This window comes from Propionimicrobium sp. PCR01-08-3 (assembly GCF_030286045.1).
GTDB lineage: Bacteria > Actinomycetota > Actinomycetes > Propionibacteriales > Propionibacteriaceae > Brooklawnia.
In genome coordinates this window covers 1,778,564-1,796,294 of sequence record NZ_CP127390.1, presented here as the reverse complement: position 1 = coordinate 1,796,294, position 17,731 = coordinate 1,778,564, and the positions used below count along the sequence as shown (strand labels likewise).

The 17,731-nt window shown below is 63.6% G+C and carries 18 protein-coding genes, 1 tRNA gene and 1 pseudogene; 14 read left to right on the top strand and 6 right to left on the bottom strand.

The window, feature by feature from the left end:
- The first annotated feature begins 428 nt into the window (after positions 1–428).
- The 8 genes from rplS (at position 429) to QQ658_RS08210 (ending at position 6,495) form a co-directional block, all read left to right on the top strand.
- Positions 429–776: a 50S ribosomal protein L19 gene (rplS, locus tag QQ658_RS08245; RefSeq protein WP_286027066.1), complete on the top strand. Its 348-nt coding sequence runs from the start codon at positions 429–431 to the stop codon at positions 774–776.
- Between the two features lie 223 nt (positions 777–999).
- Complete coding sequence (lepB, locus tag QQ658_RS08240; protein WP_286024393.1) at positions 1,000–1,821, top strand: signal peptidase I; 822 nt, start codon at positions 1,000–1,002, stop codon at positions 1,819–1,821.
- Positions 1,818–2,462 (top strand): ribonuclease HII, encoded by a 645-nt coding sequence (locus tag QQ658_RS08235; RefSeq protein ID WP_286024392.1) that lies wholly within the window; start codon positions 1,818–1,820, stop codon positions 2,460–2,462. The genes lepB and QQ658_RS08235 overlap by 4 nt, the downstream gene beginning before the upstream one ends.
- Positions 2,459–2,770 (top strand): DUF2469 domain-containing protein, encoded by a 312-nt coding sequence (locus QQ658_RS08230; protein WP_286024391.1) that lies wholly within the window; start codon positions 2,459–2,461, stop codon positions 2,768–2,770. Before QQ658_RS08235 ends, QQ658_RS08230 begins: the two co-directional genes overlap by 4 nt.
- A 196-nt stretch (positions 2,771–2,966) precedes the next feature.
- On the top strand, positions 2,967–3,419 hold the full coding sequence (locus tag QQ658_RS08225) for a YraN family protein (RefSeq protein WP_286024390.1): 453 nt from the start codon (positions 2,967–2,969) through the stop codon (positions 3,417–3,419).
- Entirely contained in the window at positions 3,416–4,939 is a 1,524-nt protein-coding gene (locus QQ658_RS08220; protein WP_502928905.1) for a YifB family Mg chelatase-like AAA ATPase, read from the top strand. The genes QQ658_RS08225 and QQ658_RS08220 overlap by 4 nt, the downstream gene beginning before the upstream one ends.
- A complete protein-coding gene (dprA, locus tag QQ658_RS08215; protein ID WP_286024389.1) occupies positions 4,936–6,099 on the top strand; it encodes a DNA-processing protein DprA in 1,164 nt (387 codons plus the stop codon). Before QQ658_RS08220 ends, dprA begins: the two co-directional genes overlap by 4 nt.
- Positions 6,100–6,153: 54 nt before the next feature.
- On the top strand, positions 6,154–6,495 hold the full coding sequence (locus QQ658_RS08210; RefSeq protein ID WP_286024388.1) for a NifB/NifX family molybdenum-iron cluster-binding protein: 342 nt from the start codon (positions 6,154–6,156) through the stop codon (positions 6,493–6,495).
- Positions 6,496–6,513: 18 nt separating this feature from the next.
- Here the strand turns inward: QQ658_RS08210 and QQ658_RS08205 are convergent, their stop codons facing one another.
- The 3 genes from QQ658_RS08205 to QQ658_RS08195 all read right to left on the bottom strand — a co-directional run bounded on the left by QQ658_RS08205 (position 6,514) and on the right by QQ658_RS08195 (position 8,997).
- On the bottom strand, positions 6,514–7,371 hold the full coding sequence (locus tag QQ658_RS08205) for a hypothetical protein (RefSeq protein WP_286024387.1): 858 nt from the start codon (positions 7,369–7,371) through the stop codon (positions 6,514–6,516).
- Positions 7,372–7,410: 39 nt separating this feature from the next.
- Positions 7,411–8,859 carry an L-serine ammonia-lyase gene (locus QQ658_RS08200; RefSeq protein WP_286024386.1) on the bottom strand — a complete coding sequence of 483 codons (1,449 nt, stop codon included), beginning with the start codon at positions 8,857–8,859 and terminating at the stop codon, positions 7,411–7,413.
- Positions 8,860–8,911: 52 nt separating this feature from the next.
- A tRNA-Leu gene (locus QQ658_RS08195) sits at positions 8,912–8,997 on the bottom strand.
- Between the two features lie 310 nt (positions 8,998–9,307).
- Here QQ658_RS08195 and QQ658_RS08190 point away from each other — a divergent pair.
- On the top strand, positions 9,308–9,559 hold the full coding sequence (locus QQ658_RS08190) for a DUF5703 family protein (protein ID WP_286024385.1): 252 nt from the start codon (positions 9,308–9,310) through the stop codon (positions 9,557–9,559).
- Positions 9,560–9,576: 17 nt separating this feature from the next.
- Here QQ658_RS08190 and QQ658_RS08185 read toward each other — a convergent pair whose 3' ends face one another.
- On the bottom strand, positions 9,577–10,542 hold the full coding sequence (locus tag QQ658_RS08185; protein ID WP_286024384.1) for an aldo/keto reductase: 966 nt from the start codon (positions 10,540–10,542) through the stop codon (positions 9,577–9,579).
- A 5-nt stretch (positions 10,543–10,547) separates the two neighbouring features.
- Positions 10,548–11,438, bottom strand: coding sequence for an undecaprenyl-diphosphate phosphatase (locus tag QQ658_RS08180; protein WP_286024383.1), 891 nt, complete (start codon positions 11,436–11,438; stop codon positions 10,548–10,550).
- A gap of 23 nt (positions 11,439–11,461) precedes the next feature.
- Here QQ658_RS08180 and QQ658_RS08175 point away from each other — a divergent pair, with 23 nt between their 5' ends.
- Both QQ658_RS08175 and mshC read left to right on the top strand, forming a co-directional pair.
- Positions 11,462–12,271, top strand: coding sequence for a DUF3090 domain-containing protein (locus tag QQ658_RS08175; protein ID WP_353057914.1), 810 nt, complete (start codon positions 11,462–11,464; stop codon positions 12,269–12,271).
- A 23-nt stretch (positions 12,272–12,294) separates the two neighbouring features.
- Entirely contained in the window at positions 12,295–13,551 is a 1,257-nt protein-coding gene (gene mshC / locus QQ658_RS08170; protein ID WP_286024381.1) for a cysteine--1-D-myo-inosityl 2-amino-2-deoxy-alpha-D-glucopyranoside ligase, read from the top strand.
- 9 nt (positions 13,552–13,560) lie between these two features.
- Here the strand turns inward: mshC and ftsH are convergent, their stop codons facing one another.
- Positions 13,561–15,612, bottom strand: a complete 2,052-nt coding sequence (ftsH, locus tag QQ658_RS08165; protein ID WP_286024380.1) for an ATP-dependent zinc metalloprotease FtsH — start codon at positions 15,610–15,612, stop codon at positions 13,561–13,563.
- A gap of 100 nt (positions 15,613–15,712) precedes the next feature.
- On the opposite strand from ftsH, the gene dhaK reads away from it, so the two are divergent.
- The 3 genes and pseudogenes from dhaK to dhaM form a co-directional block, all read left to right on the top strand.
- Entirely contained in the window at positions 15,713–16,705 is a 993-nt protein-coding gene (gene dhaK / locus QQ658_RS08160) for a dihydroxyacetone kinase subunit DhaK (protein ID WP_286024379.1), read from the top strand.
- Positions 16,706–16,710: 5 nt separating this feature from the next.
- Entirely contained in the window at positions 16,711–17,319 is a 609-nt protein-coding gene (dhaL, locus tag QQ658_RS08155) for a dihydroxyacetone kinase subunit DhaL (RefSeq protein WP_286024378.1), read from the top strand.
- Positions 17,316–17,720 (top strand): annotated as a pseudogene (gene dhaM, locus QQ658_RS15535) (dihydroxyacetone kinase phosphoryl donor subunit DhaM); the annotation flags it as partial. The gene dhaL and the pseudogene dhaM, both read left to right, overlap by 4 nt.
- Positions 17,721–17,731: the final 11 nt, after the last annotated feature.

Here is a 17,731-nt window from a genome sequence, read left to right as displayed (position 1 = left end):
GGGGGCGGTGCCGGGGCAATCCGGTCCGTCCCCGTAGCATGTGCTCCAGAGATTTCGAGTGCCGATGTCGCTGCGCCATCACATTTCAGATTGCGTTCGCGGCAGTGCTTAGTGAAGCGCTCGTGGTGATGCAGGGGGGGGGATCGTCGCGGTTCCGAGACGCTCGCCGAATGCCGATCCGCTCCTGCTGCCTCGGGGCCAGACCTACCGGAACTGCCCTGCGCCTGGCAGACGGAGTGAGCTGACAGGCGACATGCACGGCGGCGGCAACCGGGGCTGGGCCGATTAACCCTATTGATCGGCTCTGTGGCATGATTATGAAGTTGCTCTGGCGTATCGGCTCCTGCCACAGGGGGATTGATCGGTCGGCAGAGTTCGAATACACGTTCTACCGCGAGGTGACCTGTGGCACCGACGAGGAAATCATCATGAATCCGATCATTGCTGAGCTCGACAAGGCTTCGATGCGCAGTGACATCCCCGAGTTCCGTCCCGGCGACTCCGTGCGGGTGCACGTCAAGGTTGTCGAGGGCAATAAGTCTCGTATCCAGGTTTTCGCCGGCGTTGTGATCGCCCGTAACGCTACCGGCGTGCAAGAGGCATTCACCGTGCGCAAGGTCTCCTACGGAACCGGCGTGGAGCGCACCTTCCCGCTGCATTCGCCGATCATCGACCACATTGAGGTCGAGCGTCGCGGTGACGTGCGCCGCGCCAAGCTGTACTACCTGCGCGGTCTGCGCGGCAAGGCTGCGAAGATCAAGGAGCGTCGCGTCTAGTTTCGCGATTTCACTCCGAAAGCCCTGGCCAAGTTTCAGCTGGCCAGGGCTTTTGCATGTTCGGGAGATGTGAACTCGTCCGGACGTTCTGTTGCCCATGACACACGTCTTGCACCGTCAGCTGTCCGCCTGTCGGTGCGATCAAGCCGCACGATGACGGGTGTCCTTTCGGTGCTTGGTCTGGCGTTAAGATTGGACGCGGTTGTTGAGCGAGAGGTCGGCTATGGGGCGCAAGGGTAAGGGTGACGAGTCCGTCGCCGAAGTCGACGATCTCGATCTTCCCCCGTCGCCCAAACCATCGAAGCCGCGCCAGGTGCTCACTTTCCTCGGTGAGACGGCCTTGGCCATCGTGGTGACCCTGGTCATCACCGCGCTGTTGCGGGTCTTCGTCTTCCAGGTTTTTCAGGTGCCCAGCGGTTCCATGGAAGAAACGTTGGAACTCAAGGACAGGATCGTCGCCACGCGGATCTCGGATTTCGACCGCGGTGACATCGTTGTTTTCGAAGACCCGGACGCAATGTGGATGGGTGAGCAGCCCGAGGCGACCAATCCGGTGCGCCGCGTGCTGGAGGAACTCTACCTGCTGCCTGACAGCAGCCAGGGATACCTGGTGAAGCGGGTTGTCGGCATGCCCGGGGACAATGTCGTGTGCTGCAACCAGCAGGGCCAGATCACGGTGAACGGGACCGCGCTCGACGAGACCGGCTATCTCTACACCGACGCCAGCGGACTACCCGTGGCACCGTCGGACACCCCTTTCGATGTCACGGTGCCGGCCGGCCACATCTTCGTGCTGGGTGATCATCGCGACCGCTCGGGTGACTCGAGATTGCACATGTGCGAGACGACGCCGGCCGATGTGCCTGCGGGAAGCTATGGCTTCATTCCCATCGATAGCGTTGTCGGGCCGGTGAAGGCTATCGTGGCGCCACTGGGACGGATCACGACGTTCAGCACTCCCGACACGTTCGCGAGTGTTCCCGATGCATCCATCGATGCTCCGGCCGAACCGATAGTGGCGGAGGGGTCCTGCGGAGGATCATGACAGTCATTCGTCCCGGCAAGGGGATATTCGGATACGAGAGAGCGCTGCACAGGGCGGGTTTCCAGCTGGTGGCAGGCGCCGATGAGGCCGGACGCGGAGCCTGCGCCGGGCCCCTGGTGGCAGGCGCCGTGGTTTTGGACGAGCGCTCGGCGCGACATCTCGACGGACTGAACGATTCGAAACTGCTGACCGCCAAGACCCGGGAGCGGCTCTACGACCAGATCACCCAGTACGCGGTGGCGTGGTCGGTCTGCGAGATCTCGCCCGCCGAGTGCGACCTTCTCGGCATGCACGAGGCCGACCTACAAGGCCTGCGGCGCGCCCTCCTCAGGCTTTATCCCGAGCCTGATTTCGTGTTGACGGACGGATTTCCGGTGGCCGGTGTCGGCTGCCCCGGCCTGGCCGTGTGGAAGGGCGACCAAGTGGCGGCGTGCGTGGCGGCAGCGTCCATCATCGCGAAAGTCACCAGGGACCACATCATGTGCGAATTCGATCAGCTGTACCCCGGCTACGAATTCGCCGGTCACAAGGGATACTGCACGCCCGTGCATCAGCGGCACCTCGAAGAAATGGGGCCTTGCGAGATACACCGCCTGCGGTATGAGAACGTCCGGGCAGCGGCTAGAGTGGCCTCACAATGAGCAGTGATGACCTGGAGGCCTACGAGGCCAAGCTGGAACTCGACTTGTACCGCGAGTACAAGGACGTGGTCGACATCTTCACCTACGCGGTGGAGACCGAACGGCGTTTCTATCTGTGCAACCAGGTCGACCTGAAGGTCCGCACCGAGGGCGGGGACGTCTATTACGAAGTCTCCATGGGAGACGCTTGGGTCTGGGACATGTACCGTCCGGCGAGATTCGTGAAATCCGCCAAGGTGCTGACGTTCCGGGATGTCTCGATCGAAGAACTGCAGCATCGCGAATTGGAGATCCCCGACCAGGAGTGATCCGCGGGAACTGACGACGCGGGGCCGCATGGGAATCGCCGGGGGACGGTGTGCCGTGTTGCCGATCAATGCGAAGACAGCGCCCGGCCAGCCGGCAATCTCGCGATCTCGTCGCGGAAAGCCGAGATTTTTCTGTGGATAACTGAACGATCCGGCCCCCATTTACCAATCATTCATCTCGAAGGAGAGGTGAACGATGGGCACATCGGATCTGGCATCCGAACCAAACGCGGAGCGTGAGGTTCGTACTATCCACGGTGCCGAATATCCGGCCGGGAAAGATATCCGGCGGGCTCTCGGCAATTGGGGTGAGCAGCTTGCGGCGGAGTACCTCATCGCCCTCGGGTGGAAGATCATTGCACGCAACTGGCGCTGCCCGGTGGGAGAAGCCGATCTGATCTGTCTGGAGCCGGCAGCGGAGAGGCTGCCGATCGGTGTCGTCGTCGAGGTGAAATGCCGCAGCGGACGGGGCTTCGGGGATCCGTTGGAAGCCATCACCTACGCCAAACAGAAGAAGCTACGGCAACTGGCAGTGGCATGGCGTAAGGCCGAGATAGCCGCGCTGTCGGACCTTCGAGTGGACGCAGTTGGCATCCTCAAGCTGCCCGGTGCTGCGCCACTGATCAGGCATGTGCGAGGTGCGGCGTGAGCACCTCGAGCGCATGGTCGGTGGCGATGCTCGGCATGCAGGGCACTCTGATCGAAGTGGAGGCGTCGATCGGTGCCGGGTTGCCCAGAACGGTGCTCGTCGGGCTGCCCGATACTGCTCTCTATGAGGCCAGGGATCGCTGTCGTGCGGCTGTCGCGGGTGCCGGGCTGGCTTGGCCCAGTCAGCTGCTGACCATCAACCTGACACCGGCAAGCTTGCCGAAGGCCGGTTCTCACTACGACCTGGCGATCGTCGCAGCCGTGCTCGCGGCGAGCGATGTAGTGCCGCGTTCCATCGCGGCCTCAAGTGTGCTGGTGGGCGAATTGGGACTCGACGGACGAGTCCGTGAAGTGCGGGGAGTGCTTCCGGCCCTGCTCGCCGCCAGAGACGCCGGTTTCGAACGAGCGATCGTACCGGCCGGGCAAGTTACCGAAGCCGGGCTGGCGACAGGTATCTCGATCTGGGGAGTGAGCTGTCTGGCCGATCTGATCGAGGTATTGCACGGGCGCCCGGTGCTCGATCCGCCTGCCGCAGCCGCCCGCGCGGCGTCCCCACCCGATGTGTATCAGCCCGATCTGGTAGATGTCAGGGGCCAGCCAGAAGCCTGCTGGGCCTTGGAGGTCGCTGCTGCGGGCGGGCATCACATCTTCTTGCACGGAGCCCCTGGTGTGGGCAAATCGATGCTGGCGCAACGGCTTCCCACGTTGCTACCGGATCTCACCGCTGAAGAATCGTTGGAGGTGTCAGCGGTGCATTCGCTGGCCGGATATTCGCTGAACAGCGGATTGATGAGGCGTCCGCCCTATTCGAATCCGCATCACAATGCATCGATGGCGGCGATGGTCGGAGGGGGAATGCGGGTGGCGCGTCCTGGTGCGATCTCGCTGGCCCATCGGGGTGTGCTCTTCTTGGATGAGGCGCCCGAGTTCAGCCCACGGGTGCTCGATGCGCTACGAACCCCGCTGGAGACCGGACAAATCACCATCGCACGATCGGCCGGCCAGGCGTGTTATCCGGCCAGATTTCAGCTGGTGATGGCCGCGAACCCCTGCCAGTGCGGCATGCTCGGTGTGCCGGGTGCGAATTGCCGATGCACGCCGATGAGCGTGCGGCGCTATAACGAGCGGTTAAGCGGGCCCATTCTCGACAGGATCGATATTCACCATCGGTTACTGCCGTCGCTGCTGGTGTCATCCCGGATTTCGGCGGGGGAGCCGAGCGCAATAGTCGCTGCACGGGTAGCGCAGGCGCGTGAAAGGCAGGCTCGTCGCCTGGCCGGCAGCCCCTGGCGACTCAACGGCGATGTTCCTGGTGCGCAATTGCGCAAGCTTCCTGAACCACAAGATATGTCCCTTCTGGACAACGCGGTGCGCGCTGGCCGGCTCAGTGCGCGTGGGATCGACAAGGTACTGCGGATTGCGTGGACGCTCGCGGATCTGGATGGGCATGACCGCGTCTCGAAGGGAAATCTGGCGGCGGCATTAGGACTTCGGCAAGACAGTTGGAGGTGCGCGGCATGAGTGGTCTCGATGAAGAGCGGCAGGCGAGAGCGGTACTGACCAGCATTTGTGAGCCTGGTCACCTGAAACTGGCGCGCCTGATCTCGGAACACGGGCCGATCGCCACCGTCGACGCCTTACGGTGCAGCGGCACCGAATCAGCGTGGGGGCAACGTGCCAGGAAAGCCGACGGCGCGACATTACTTGTCGAGGCGAAACAATGGGGGATTCGTTTCGTCATACCGGGCGATGAGGAATGGCCTGTGCAATTGGACGATCTTGAGCACGGCGCGGAAGTCCAGGGATTGGGCGGTATCCCCGTCGGGCTATGGGTGGCAGGCCCATGGTCACTGCGGGCATGGGCGCGTTCCAGCGTCGCCGTGGTCGGGGCGCGCGCCGCGACCCGGTACGGTGAGGCCGTGGCAAGCGATCTCGCCGCGCACCTAGCGTCTGGCCCCGGGGAGTACTCCGTGGTCTCGGGCGGTGCCTACGGCATCGATGCTGCTGCACATCGTGGCGCAATGGTCTGCGATGGCAGGACAATCGGTGTCTACGCCGGCGGTCTCGACGAACCATATCCGCGGGGCAATGCCCGGCTCTTCGAAGAACTGAAAGGCGAACATGTGGTGGTTTCAGAGGTTGCACCCGGAATACATGTGACCCGGGCCGCATTCTTGGCGAGGAACCGACTGATTGCCGCCCTGACCGTGGGAACCGTGGTCGTCGAGGCAGCAGCCAGGTCAGGAGCACGAAATACCGCGAGTTGGGCAGCAGCGTTAGGACGCGTGGTGATGGCTGTGCCCGGATCGGTGCACTCGGCAATGTCGGTTGGCTGCCATCGCCTGATCCGGGATGGGCAGGCGACTCTGGTCTGCGACGCCGACGATGTGAAGGCGCTGCTTGCCCCGGTGGGGCTGGGCCCTGATCTGCCTGAACGCGGAGCCGATCGGGTGCTTGACGATGTCGATCCCCACTTGCTGGCGATACGTGAGGCGATGCCGGCCCGTGGTGCGGTAGGCCCTCCGGAGTTGGCCGAGAAGTGCGGGCAGACGGTTCCGCGAGTGGTTGCCGGGCTCGTCGAACTCGAGATCCTCGGATTGGTGAAGCAAGACGAACAGGGCATGTGGCGGCTGAAGCGTCCGACCGCGGGAAAACAGCGAAGTGAAGCGACGATCTGGTAAGCGTGAGAGCCGAAGCATTAGGAATGCGCGGCATCGTGCGCTGAAATGGAGGGCATGAAACTTACTGTTCCCGTTGCCGAAGATGGCCAGATCGATCCCCGCTTCGGGAAGGCGGTGCGGATGGGTGTGGGCTCCGTCACCGATGAAGGAGAACTGCAAGATTGGCAGATACATGAGGTCGGTTGGGATGTGCTGCACGATCAAGGCGAACACGGCCAGCATCACGCCCGCATCGTGCGGTTCCTGAAAGACAACGGGATCGACCGCGTGATCTTCGCGCACATGGGGCAGCCCATGATGCACACCATCAACAAGATGGGCCTGCTCTTGATCGAGGCGCCCATCATGGACGCCAAGGACGCGGTCGTTCAAGCGGCGGCTCTTGAGCAACAGTGAACTCGTAGCAGACGCCCGTCAACGTGATGCCAGCGCGGACATGAGCTCGTGTGCAGCATCGTCCGAGTCGAACTCCATCTTGAGTGGCTTCTTACGCCCTTCGATCTGGACGACGATCCGCTGCAGCGCGCCGTGATAGTCGCACGGTTCGAAGCGTGCGGAGACGATACTTGATCGTGGGATGTCTCCGTGGCGTTTGACCGACCACATGAGCATGTCCCAATCGGTGAGGTGCAGCAGCCGCCGATCGGTCAGGACAAGAAGCCGGTATTCGGAGTGAATAGCCGAGTCGCATACGACGACCTGCACCTGCTCATCGGGGGAGAGGATCTCCCGGTAGATCGTGGCGAATTTGCGGTACCGGTAGGGCTCATGCGCCAAGGTTCGCGCAGCAGCCGCAAGGAAAGACTGCTCTGCCGGAGGAGGAGGCAAGGCCCCGGATGCCTCCATCACCGGATGGATCGGCCCGGTGGTTTGCTTCAACCGGTTGAGGGTCTCGATGAATTCGGTTGCGCTTCGTCCCTTGCTGAACCGCAATCGGATGGGCTCGCCACCCACTCTGTCGACGACAAGTCGATCGGTACTTAATACGGTCGACACCCTGGAGGCGCGGAGTACCTCTGCGGCGCCTATTTGAGTCTTGATCTTCCAACGATTGGACAGCCCGTCACTGACCAAGACGATTCGCCGATCGGTCAGCATGAGGATTTGTTCGGTGAAGCGATCTTCACCGGTCTCCCGCACCAGCACATGCACCGACTCGTCCGTGTCCAAGATGTCGTGGTAAATGCCCGCGTAGTTCCCCATGCCTCTGCGTCCGCCATGGTCTCGCCATAATGCGTCGATGAACGTCTGCTCTGCGTGGGCGGCGACCATGCGGTCAGGCTACGCCGCCGTTGGGTGATACAGGACAGCTCAGCACTCCACGACGTTGACGGCCAGCCCCGCCCGGCTGGTTTCCTTGTAGCGCTCCGACATGTCTGCCCCGGTCTGCCGCATGGTTTCGATGGTGACATCGAGCGGGACGACGTGGCGTCCATCACCGAGCAATGCCAGCCGGCTGGCGGCCACCGCTGTGGCGCCGGCGATCGCGTTGCGTTCGATGCACGGAATCTGCACCAAGCCACCCACCGGATCGCAGGTCAGGCCGAGGTGATGCTCGATGGCGATCTCTGCGGCGTTCTCGATCTGCTCGGGTGTTCCGCCGCGTATCGCGGTGAGCCCGGCCGCGGCCATGGCGCAGGCGCTGCCGACTTCGGCCTGGCATCCTGCTTCGGCCCCCGAGATCGAGGCATTCGCTTTGAAGATTGATCCGACGGCTGTCGCGGTGAGTAAAAAGGTCCGGATGGTATCTGTCGGGAAATCCTCTTCCACGCAGGCCCCGTAGAGCACCGCCGGCAGCACGCCGGCGGCGCCGTTGGTCGGAGCGGTCACCACGCGCCCGCCTGCCGCGTTTTCTTCGTTGACGGCAAGGGCGTACATCGAGAGCGCGTCAACGGAGTTGCGCGATACGCCTTGGCTCAGCAGCGAGCGCCAGCCTGCGGCGGCCCTGCGCCGCACCTTCAGTCCGCCCGGCAGCGTGCCTTCGGACGACAACCCGCGCTCGATGCATTCCCGCATGGTCTGCCAGATCGCATCCAACCCCTGTACAGCCGGATCTGCCCCGTGCAGCGCGACCTCGTCTTCCCAGGCGATTTCGGCAATGGTGCGACGGCACGAGGGAAAGGTGGTTCGTTCGGTGCCGGCGTCCGCCGGGAAGGTCTGTGCGGGAATGACCGTTGTCGGATCGGTTTCGAAATGGGTGAGCGCCAGCAATTCGGCCATGTTTCGATAGCGATGCTTGAGTTGGGTGCCTGTGGTCCCCGCACCCGGCTCCTCGCCGAGCCTGCGGATGAAACCGCCACCGATCGACAGGTAGGTCTCGGTGGCAAGAATCGAACCGGCATGCTCGGCGATCAGCATCATCGCGTTGGGATGTCCGCCATGTCTTGACAGGGGAGCGAACTCGATGTCGTCCCTGCTCAGGGGTACATGGTCGATGTCGAGAACTTCGCCCGCATACAGCCGCGTCCAATTGCCGTGAACCACGCCGGGATCGACGCTTTCGGGCTCATAGCCCCGCAATCCGGCGATCACCGCGTCCGGTGTGCCGTGGCCGACCCCGGTAGCGGCCAGCGAGCCTTCCAGCCGGCAACGGAATCGCGTTACCGAATCGAACTGGCCTGCGTCCCGCAGCCGATTCCGGAAATCTAGTCCGGCGCGCATCGGCCCCACCGTGTGCGAGCTCGACGGTCCGACGCCGATAGAAAAGAGGTCGAGCGCAGAGACATAAACTCCGCTCCCGGCCTCAGATCCATTGCTCATTAATTCAGCATAGCCAGAGCGGCTTCTTCGGCGGCCAGTGGGCCATCGCGTGTGTCCGAGAGAGGACTTGAACCTCCATGCCCTAAAACGGGCACTAGCACCTCAAGCTAGCGCGTCTACCTATTCCGCCACCCGGACGAGTGTCTTCGCTCATTTTTCGAGCGCCAGGAAACAATAGCATCAAACCCCCATTGACCGCGAACCGACTTGTTTTCGCTCCAGAGAGGACTTGAACCTCTCTCACCAGGGCCCGGATGTCCGCATGTGAACGGCACTCCCGCGCGAACGGTTCCAGCCCCCCGATTGTGCGGTGGTGCTCCTCGCGCTCCGCGCTCGTCAACAGGCTTCACTCGCCTCGGTCAAGAACGCGAGCGTCCTTTCCGCTCGGTTCTGTGAGTGTTCGTGGCACGATGGGGGGATCAAACACAGGTTGAGTTCAGGAGGTGCGATGGGCGAGCCAGCCACCACATATATCGCTTCGTGGTCGTTACGGCAGGAGCTCATCTCCGGTGCAGAGTTCGAGGTTGGCCAGATCAACCTTCCGCGATGGGTAACCAACAAGCAGGTCCAGCGCGTGCTCACCGATCAGGCCGAGCACGGCGGTTGGGAGCTGATGCGGCTGCGTCAGTATCGCGACGGCAGCCGCCAGGCCTGGTTACGGCGCAAAATCATCAAGGTACGTCCGACGCTCTACGCGTGAGCGCGGCAGGGTGGGTGCTACCAATCCCTGCCTGCGTGTGGACCACCCGTCACGTCATCGAGCGCCTGCACGATCGGCTTGGGTAGGGTCACATCGTCCACCGAGAGCAAGGACGACAACTGTTGCACGGTGCGGGCACCGAGCAATGGTGCGGTCACTCCGGGGGCATCGCGTACCCACAGCATGGCGACCTGGGCAGTCGTCAAACGCAATCCGTCGGCGGCACGGGCCACCGCGTCGACGACGGCGTCCGAGCGGGTATCGAGATAGGGCTCGACGAACCAGGCCATGTGGTCCCTGCCGCCACGCGAATCCCTTGGAGTGCCGCCTCGATACTTGCCCGTGAGCACGCCGCGTCCCAACGGGGACCAGGGAAACAAACCCATGCCGTGGTGCTGAAGCGCCGGCAGCACCTCGACCTCGGCCCGGCGGGCCAGCAGCGAATACTCGATCTGTCCGCTCACCAGGTGGGCGCGTCCGGGCATTGCCCGCTGCCAGGCGGCAGCGGTGCCCAGTTGCCAGCCGATGTAGTTGCAGACACCGACGTAGCGGGCCATGCCCGAATGGACGGCCTGATCGAGGGCGGCAAGTGTCTCTTCGAGTGGCGCATCGCCCCACGCATGTATCTGCCACAGATCGACATGGTCGGTGCGCAATCTCCGCAACGATCCGGTCAGATCGTCCAGCAGCGCACCTTTGGATGTGTCGATGGCTTGCGCGCCGCCATGCGTCCCGAATCCGGCTTTCGTGGCGATGACCAGGTCGTCGCGGCGCAGGTCGCTGCGCATATAGCGGCCGATGAGCTCTTCGGCGCGTCCCCCACCGTAGGCAGGAGCAGTGTCGACGAGGTCGCCACCCGCTTCGACGAAGGTCCGAAGCAGCGATCGCGCCATATCGGGGGAGACATCGCTGCCCCAGGTCATGGTGCCCAGCCCCAAACGCCCGACGCTTAGCCCGCTCGAACCCACTGCCCGTCGTTGCATGGCCGTCAGCTTACGCAGCCGGTCACGATCGGCACGGACGGATCGAGATAGCCGGTGAGCAGCAGGACGGCGAGGGTAAGGGCCAGCACCACCCGGTAGACCACGAACGGGGTGAACGAGTGGGTGGTGATGTAACGCAGCAGCCATGCGATCACGGCATACCCCACCACGCCCGCGATGACCGTCGCCAAGATCGTCGGGCCCCATGCAACGCATGCGTCTTCGCCGATGTCCTTCAATTTGTACAGGCCGGACGCGAAGACTGCCGGAATGGCGAGGAGGAAGGCGTAGCGGGTGGCGGCGGGCCTCGAGTACCCCATGAACAGCCCGCCGGAAATGGTGCCGCCGGAACGAGACACTCCAGGAATCAGCGCGCATGCCTGGGCCAGACCGAAGATGATCGCGTCACGCCACGTCAGGTCGTGCAATTCCTTGGGCCCGAGCTGGCGCTTGGCGACCCCTGGAACGACCTCATGCTTCGACGCGACACGGTCGGCCCATCCCAGCACCAGGCCGACTCCGCCGAGCATCGCGACAGTGATCCACAAATTGCGCAATGTGGTGTCGATCGAATCCTGAAACAAGATGCCGAGTGCGCCGATCGGGATCGATCCCGCAATCACGAACCAGCCCATCCGGGCGTCCGGATCGCTGCTCGGCACCTTGCCCAGCAGCGACAGCACCCACTGCTTGATGATCCGCCCGATGTCTTTGGCGAAGTAGATGATCACAGCGGTCTCGGTGCCCAGCTGGGTCACGGCGGTGAATGCGGATCCCGGATCGTGACCGGAGAAAAACAGCTGACCAACCACCAATTGATGGGCGCTGGAACTGATCGGCAAGAACTCGGTGAGCCCCTGAACGATGCCCAAGACGATGGCCTCGAGCCAACCCATAGACGATCCTTCCGCCATAAAAGATGGCCCTCGACTGGGCCTATCCCGCCCGTAAGCCTAGCCCGGTCGACGATCGGCAAGTCGCGAGCGGGGTACAGCACACATCACCGGCCCTGAAGGTGATCGTGTGTGTTCGAGGTAGACCGCAGATCGTTCGGACGGCGGCCGGCGGGTGTGCAACTAATCAGCCATCCATCACCGAATCCCAGCGAACCCGTAAGAACGCGCTTACCCTGAGTTTCATGGAGCCAACCCATAGGTATGCATTCCCTGACAGGTTTGTCAGTGGGGCAGTGGGTGTCGTCGAGCATCGGGTCTTCTTTGTGCAGACTCGCCAGGGATCGCGAATGACGAACGTGGTCTGCGAACCTCAGCAGATCCGAGTACTGGCCGAGCACATCAGCGAGGTCCTGAAAGAACTGGAGGGATTCGGGATCTTCGCCGAACCCGCAACCAATCGGGCTCGTCCGCACGACAGCGGACCTCTCGATGTTCCCTTGGACGAAGACTTCAGGGCCGGGACGATGGCCATCACCTGGGTGCCGGACCCTGCCTCGCTGCAGATCGAACTGTTCGCCCTCGGTGTCTACCAGAGACTGAACGAGCCGGGATCCCAAAGCAAGCCGGGCGAGGCGCTGCAGGTGTCGATAACTCTCGACCAGGCGCGTGACTTCATCGTCCGTACCGGGCAATTGCTGGGTACTGATACCCCCAGCTGTCCGTTCTGCGGACAGCCGATCTGGCCCGGCGGGCACCTGTGCCCGCGCTGCAATGGCTATCGCAAACCCTTGATCGAGTTCGACCGCCGCACCTCGAATATCGCTCGAGATTGAACGCTGACGCTAGATTTAGCATCATGCATGCTTGGTCTGCCCCTCGAGTCCCGAACCTGCCGCGCAACACGAACCCCGAGATCGACGACAGGGTACGCGTGTGGGATACCGAATCTCGCGCGTTGAAGGCAGTCGGCCCCGCCAGCGGCACTGCCGGTCTTTATGTCTGCGGCATCACACCCTACGACGCGACCCATCTGGGGCATGCATTCACCTACCTGACCTTCGACCTGCTGCAACGCGCCTGGCGTGATCTGGGGCTCGACGTCAGCTACGTGCAGAACATCACCGACGTCGACGATCCGCTGCTGGAGAGGGCGAACCAGACCGGCCAGGACTGGGAAGAATTAGCGGCCTCACAAGTGGAGCTTTTCCGTGCCGACATGGCGGCGCTGCGGATACTGCCTCCCGAGCACTACATCGCCGCCACGGAGGCACTCGACCTGGTGACCGGCACGGTCGAAAAGCTGGAAGCCAAGAACCTCGCCTACCAGGTCAAAGATGAGACGCATCCCGATTGGTATTTCCGCTCGGATGCGGTCGAAGGTTTCGGCGAGATGTCCCATCTCAACCGTGACGAGCAGCTGGTCGAGTTCGCTGACAAGGGCGGCGACCCCGAGCGTCCGGGCAAGGTGGACGCACTCGACTCGCTGGTGTGGCGGATGGCCCGCGACGGTGAACCTTCGTGGCCCTCGCCATTGGGCCGTGGCCGTCCTGGCTGGCACGTCGAGTGCACGGCAATCGCCCAGCGCTACCTGGGTGCGGATTTCTCGGTGCAAGGTGGCGGCTCCGATCTCGCGTTCCCGCACCATGAGATGTGTGCCGCGGTTGGACGCGCAGTCACCGGCGAGCGTTTCGCCGACGCCTACGTGCACGTGGGGATGGTCGCCCTCGACGGGCAGAAGATGAGCAAGTCGCTGGGCAACCTGGAGTTGGTCTCCCGGCTGCGCGGCCAGGGCATTGCCGCTCCGGTGATTCGGCTGGCTCTGCTCACCCACCACTACCGCACCGATTGGGAGTGGTTCGCCACCGATATCGACAAGGCGCAACGCAGGGCGGACGCATGGGCGGCTGCCTTCGCCAGCCCGGCGGGCACTCCGACCGGGCCGGTCCTCGATGACCTTCGCCGCGCCATGCGAGACGATCTCAACTCCCCGGAGGCCTTGGCGATCGTGGACGAGTGGAGTGCAGCCACGCTCGCCGGAGACGGTGAGGACGTCCAGTCACCCACCCAGGTTGCCGAGGCAGTGGACGCTCTGCTGGGCATTTCGCTCAACTAACGTCGGGAACTACTCAGCGGCGCCGGCCACCGACTCGGAATGGAAGTCGCTTTGAGCCGGACGCTCGATTCCGGCGATCTTGTAGACCTCGTCCTCGTCCAAGGTCTCCTTCGCGAGCAGCTCGCGGGCAATCGCGTCGAGTTTGTCCCGGTGCTCGTTGAGCAGGTCAACCGCACGGGTATGACATTCGGCGATGATCGCGCGGACCTCGGCGTCCACCAGTGAGAGCGTCTCATCGGAAATGCCGAGATCGCGCGGGTTGACGTCTTCGAACAGCACGGTCATCGGGCCGACCTTCGGCGACATGCCCCACTTGCCGACCATCTGGCGGGCGATGGAGGTCGCCGACCGCAGATCGGATTCGGCGCCGGTGGTGACCACGCCATAGACAGCGGCCTCGGCGGCCATGCCGCCCAGCGCGCCGACGATGCGTCCACGCAGATATTGCTCGTCATACCCGTATTTGTCGGTATCGGGGGTCGACAAGGTGACGCCGAGAGCCTGGCCGCGCGGGATGATCGAGACCTTGCGAACCGGGTCGGCACCCTTCTGCAACATGCCGAGCAGCGCGTGACCGCCTTCGTGGTAGGCCGTACGGCGCTTCTCATCGTCGGGAATCAGCACAGAACGGGCAACGCCCAACTGAATCTGCTCCAACGCGTTGGTGAAGTCCGACTGATAGACCACCGTGTCGTCACGCCGGGCCGCCCGCAGCGCCGCCTCGTTGGCCAGATTGGCCAGATCGGCACCAGTCGCGCCGGGCGTGGTCTGCGCCAGGGCTTTCAAATTGACATCCTCGGCCAACGGGATCTCGCGGGTGTGCACCTGCAGAATCTTCTCGCGTCCCAGCTGATCGGGCGGGCTCACCGTGATCACGCGATCGAATCGTCCGGGCCTGGTCAACGCCGGGTCGAGCACATCGGAACGGTTGGTGGCGGCCATCACGACGACACCCTCGGTGCCGTCGAAGCCGTCCATCTCGGTCAGGATCTGGTTCAGGGTCTGTTCGCGTTCGTCGTTGCTGCCGGACGCTCGGCTCGAGCCGCGGGCCCGGCCGATGGCGTCGATCTCGTCGATGAACACGATCGCGGGGGCCACTTTCTTGGCCTCGTCGAAAAGCTGGCGCACTCGCTGTGCACCGACGCCGACGATCATCTCGATGAATTCGCTGGCCGAGGCGCTGAAGAACGGCACATCCGCCTCTCCCGCGGTTGCCCTGGCCAGCAGCGTCTTGCCGGTGCCGGGCTGGCCTTCCAACAGCACGCCACGAGGTGCGCGTGCGCCGACCCGGCGGTATTTGTCGGGGCTCTTGAGGAAGTCGACGATCTCGTCCACCTGTTCTTTGACTTCGTCAATGCCTGCCACGTCGGAGAAATTGACCCGCACAGCGGTCTTCTCGATCGGCTTGATCTCGCGCTGCATACCGAATCCGCCAAGCCCGCCGCCGGATTTCGCGATCTTGCGGAACGCCCAAAAGGACACCCCGATCAACAGGCCCCACAACAGCAGCGACGAGATGATATTTGCTACCGCACCACGTTGCTCGCTGAGCGGGGTGGCCCGGACCACGGCGCCCTTCGATTGCAATTCGGCCAACAAATCGTCTTGCGCGAATGTCGGACGCTCGGTGCTGAACTCGGTATAGCTGCCTTCGTCGGTCGAGTCGTCGCCGTCGTCGGGCAGCTGAGCCTCGTTGTTCAGTTCGCCCTGGATGGTGTCGCCTTGGGCGTAAATCTCCTTGACATTACCGGCTTCGACCTGGGCGACGAACTCCGTGTAGGGAACCGTCGGGGGAGCATTGCGCGCATCCTGCCAGCTGAACAGGCCCCATAGCCCGAGCAGCACGATCCCGGCTATCAGCCAGAACTGCCACATCCGTGATCGTTTCGGCTTGTCCCCTTTGTCGTCCTTGCCCTGATTCGGCAGCCCCTCGGTGCGCCAGGGCCGTGGCGAATCCAGCGGCGGAGGTCCCGAAGGTGCTTGCGAGGGACGGCGCGGTTCGTCTGTCGAACGCTCGGGCGTGGGTACATCAGATGGCCGCGACGGGCGGGGATCGGTCATGAAACCTCCTGCATGGTTCCTCAATGCTAGACGGCCTCACTAATAGACACGGATTCGCCTTGCAGTGGCTGCAAGCCGCGGGCAGTGGTTGACTGGAGCCATGAAAAAGCTGATCAACGATCCTGGCACCGTCGTCGCCGATGCGTTGCGCGGCATCGAAGCTGCGCATTCAGCCACCTTGCACATTGACCATACCAATCGCCTGATCATCCGTTCGGACGCTCCCCGGCCCGGCAAAGTTGCCGTGATCTCCGGCGGGGGATCGGGCCATGAGCCGCTGCACGGCGGCTTCGTCGGCCCCGGCATGTTGGACGCAGCAGTCTGCGGCGAGGTCTTCACTTCCCCCACTCCCGACCAGGTGGAGGCGGCCTTGCAGGCCACCAACGGTGGTGCTGGCGCACTGCTGATCGTGAAGAACTACACCGGCGATGTGATGAACTTCGAGATGGCCGCAGAGCTCGCGGCCGCCGACGACATCGAGACCGCCAGCGTCATCGTCCAAGACGATGTCGCCGTCACCGATTCGCTGTTCACGGCCGGACGCCGCGGAGTGGGCGGCACGGTGGCCGTGGAGAAGATCGCCGGAGCGGCCGCCGAAGCTGGTCTCGGGCTCACCGAGGCGACGGCGCTCGCGCAGCGCACCGCCGACGCCTGCCGGTCGATGGGCTTGGCCCTCACCTCGTGCACCGTGCCCGCGGCCGGACGACCCACCTTCGACCTGGCCGACGACGAGATCGAATTGGGCATCGGCATCCACGGCGAGCCGGGACGCTCCCGACACAAGATCGCTCCCGTGCACGATCTCGCGCCGCTGCTGCTGGATCCGATATTGGGCGACCTCGACTTCACCGACGGACCGGTCATCGTGATCTGCAACGGCATGGGCGGCACCCCGCTGATGGAGCTCTATGGCCTGTACGCGGAGGTCAGCGACCTGCTGAAGGCCAGGGGAATTCAGATTGCCCGTAACCTTGTCGGTAATTATGTGACTTCACTGGAGATGGCCGGTGCATCGGTCACCTTGGTGAAAGCCGATGACGAACTGTTGAACTATTGGGACGCGCCGGTCGCCACGAGCGGATTGAGGTGGTAGGCACAATGCAGCTGAACGCACAGGTCATGGCCCGCTGGCTGAAGGAGTTTGCGTCCGACATCGCAGCCAATGAGGCGTTGCTCACCGATCTCGACCGACAGATCGGCGACGCTGATCATGGCGCCAACATGGTCCGGGGCACCAAGGCTGTCGCTGAACTCGATCCCGCCGACTTCGCTGACGCCAAGGCCTACGTGAAAAAGGTAGCCATGACATTGATCAGCACCGTCGGCGGAGCCTCCGGCCCGCTGTACGGCACCTTCTTTCTGCGGCTGGCCGCGGCATTGCCCGCCGACGGCCCGATCGGGCACGCCGTCTGGCTGGAATCATTGCGGGCAGGGGTACAGGGAGTGATGGATCGCGGCAAGGCACAGGCCGGAGACAAAACCATGCTGGACGCGCTGCTTCCGGCCGCCGACGCATTCGAGTCACACCCGGATCGTCCGTGGCAGGCGGCTGCGGAGGCGGCAGCAGCCGGACGCGACGCCACCGTGCCGATGGAGGCACGCAAAGGCCGCGCGTCCTATCTCGGGCAACGGAGCATCGGCGTCGCAGACCCGGGTGCCAGCAGCTCAACTCTCCTCTTGGAGGCAGCCGCGAGGACGCTGGCGTGATCGGAATCGTCATCGTTTCGCACAGCCACGCGCTGGCGGTCGCCGCGCAAGATCTCGCGAGCCAGATGGTTCCCGATAACAAACCTGAGATGGCGGTTGCCGCAGGCCTGGGCGACGGCACGATCGGTACCGATGCGGCCACCATCGCACTGGCCATAGGTGAGGTCGATTCGCCCGACGGCGTTCTGATTCTGCTCGACCTGGGCAGCGCCGTGCTCAGTGCCGAACTCGCGATCGAGTTCCTGGCCGACGACCTGGCATCCAGGGTGAAGATCAGTTCCGCGCCCCTGATCGAAGGCCTGATGCAGGCGGTCGTGACCGCCTCGACCGGGGCGTCCCTGGGCGAAGTCGACCAGGAAGCCCACCGCGGGCTCGCGGCGAAGACCGCGCACTTGGACGACGGCGATCAGCC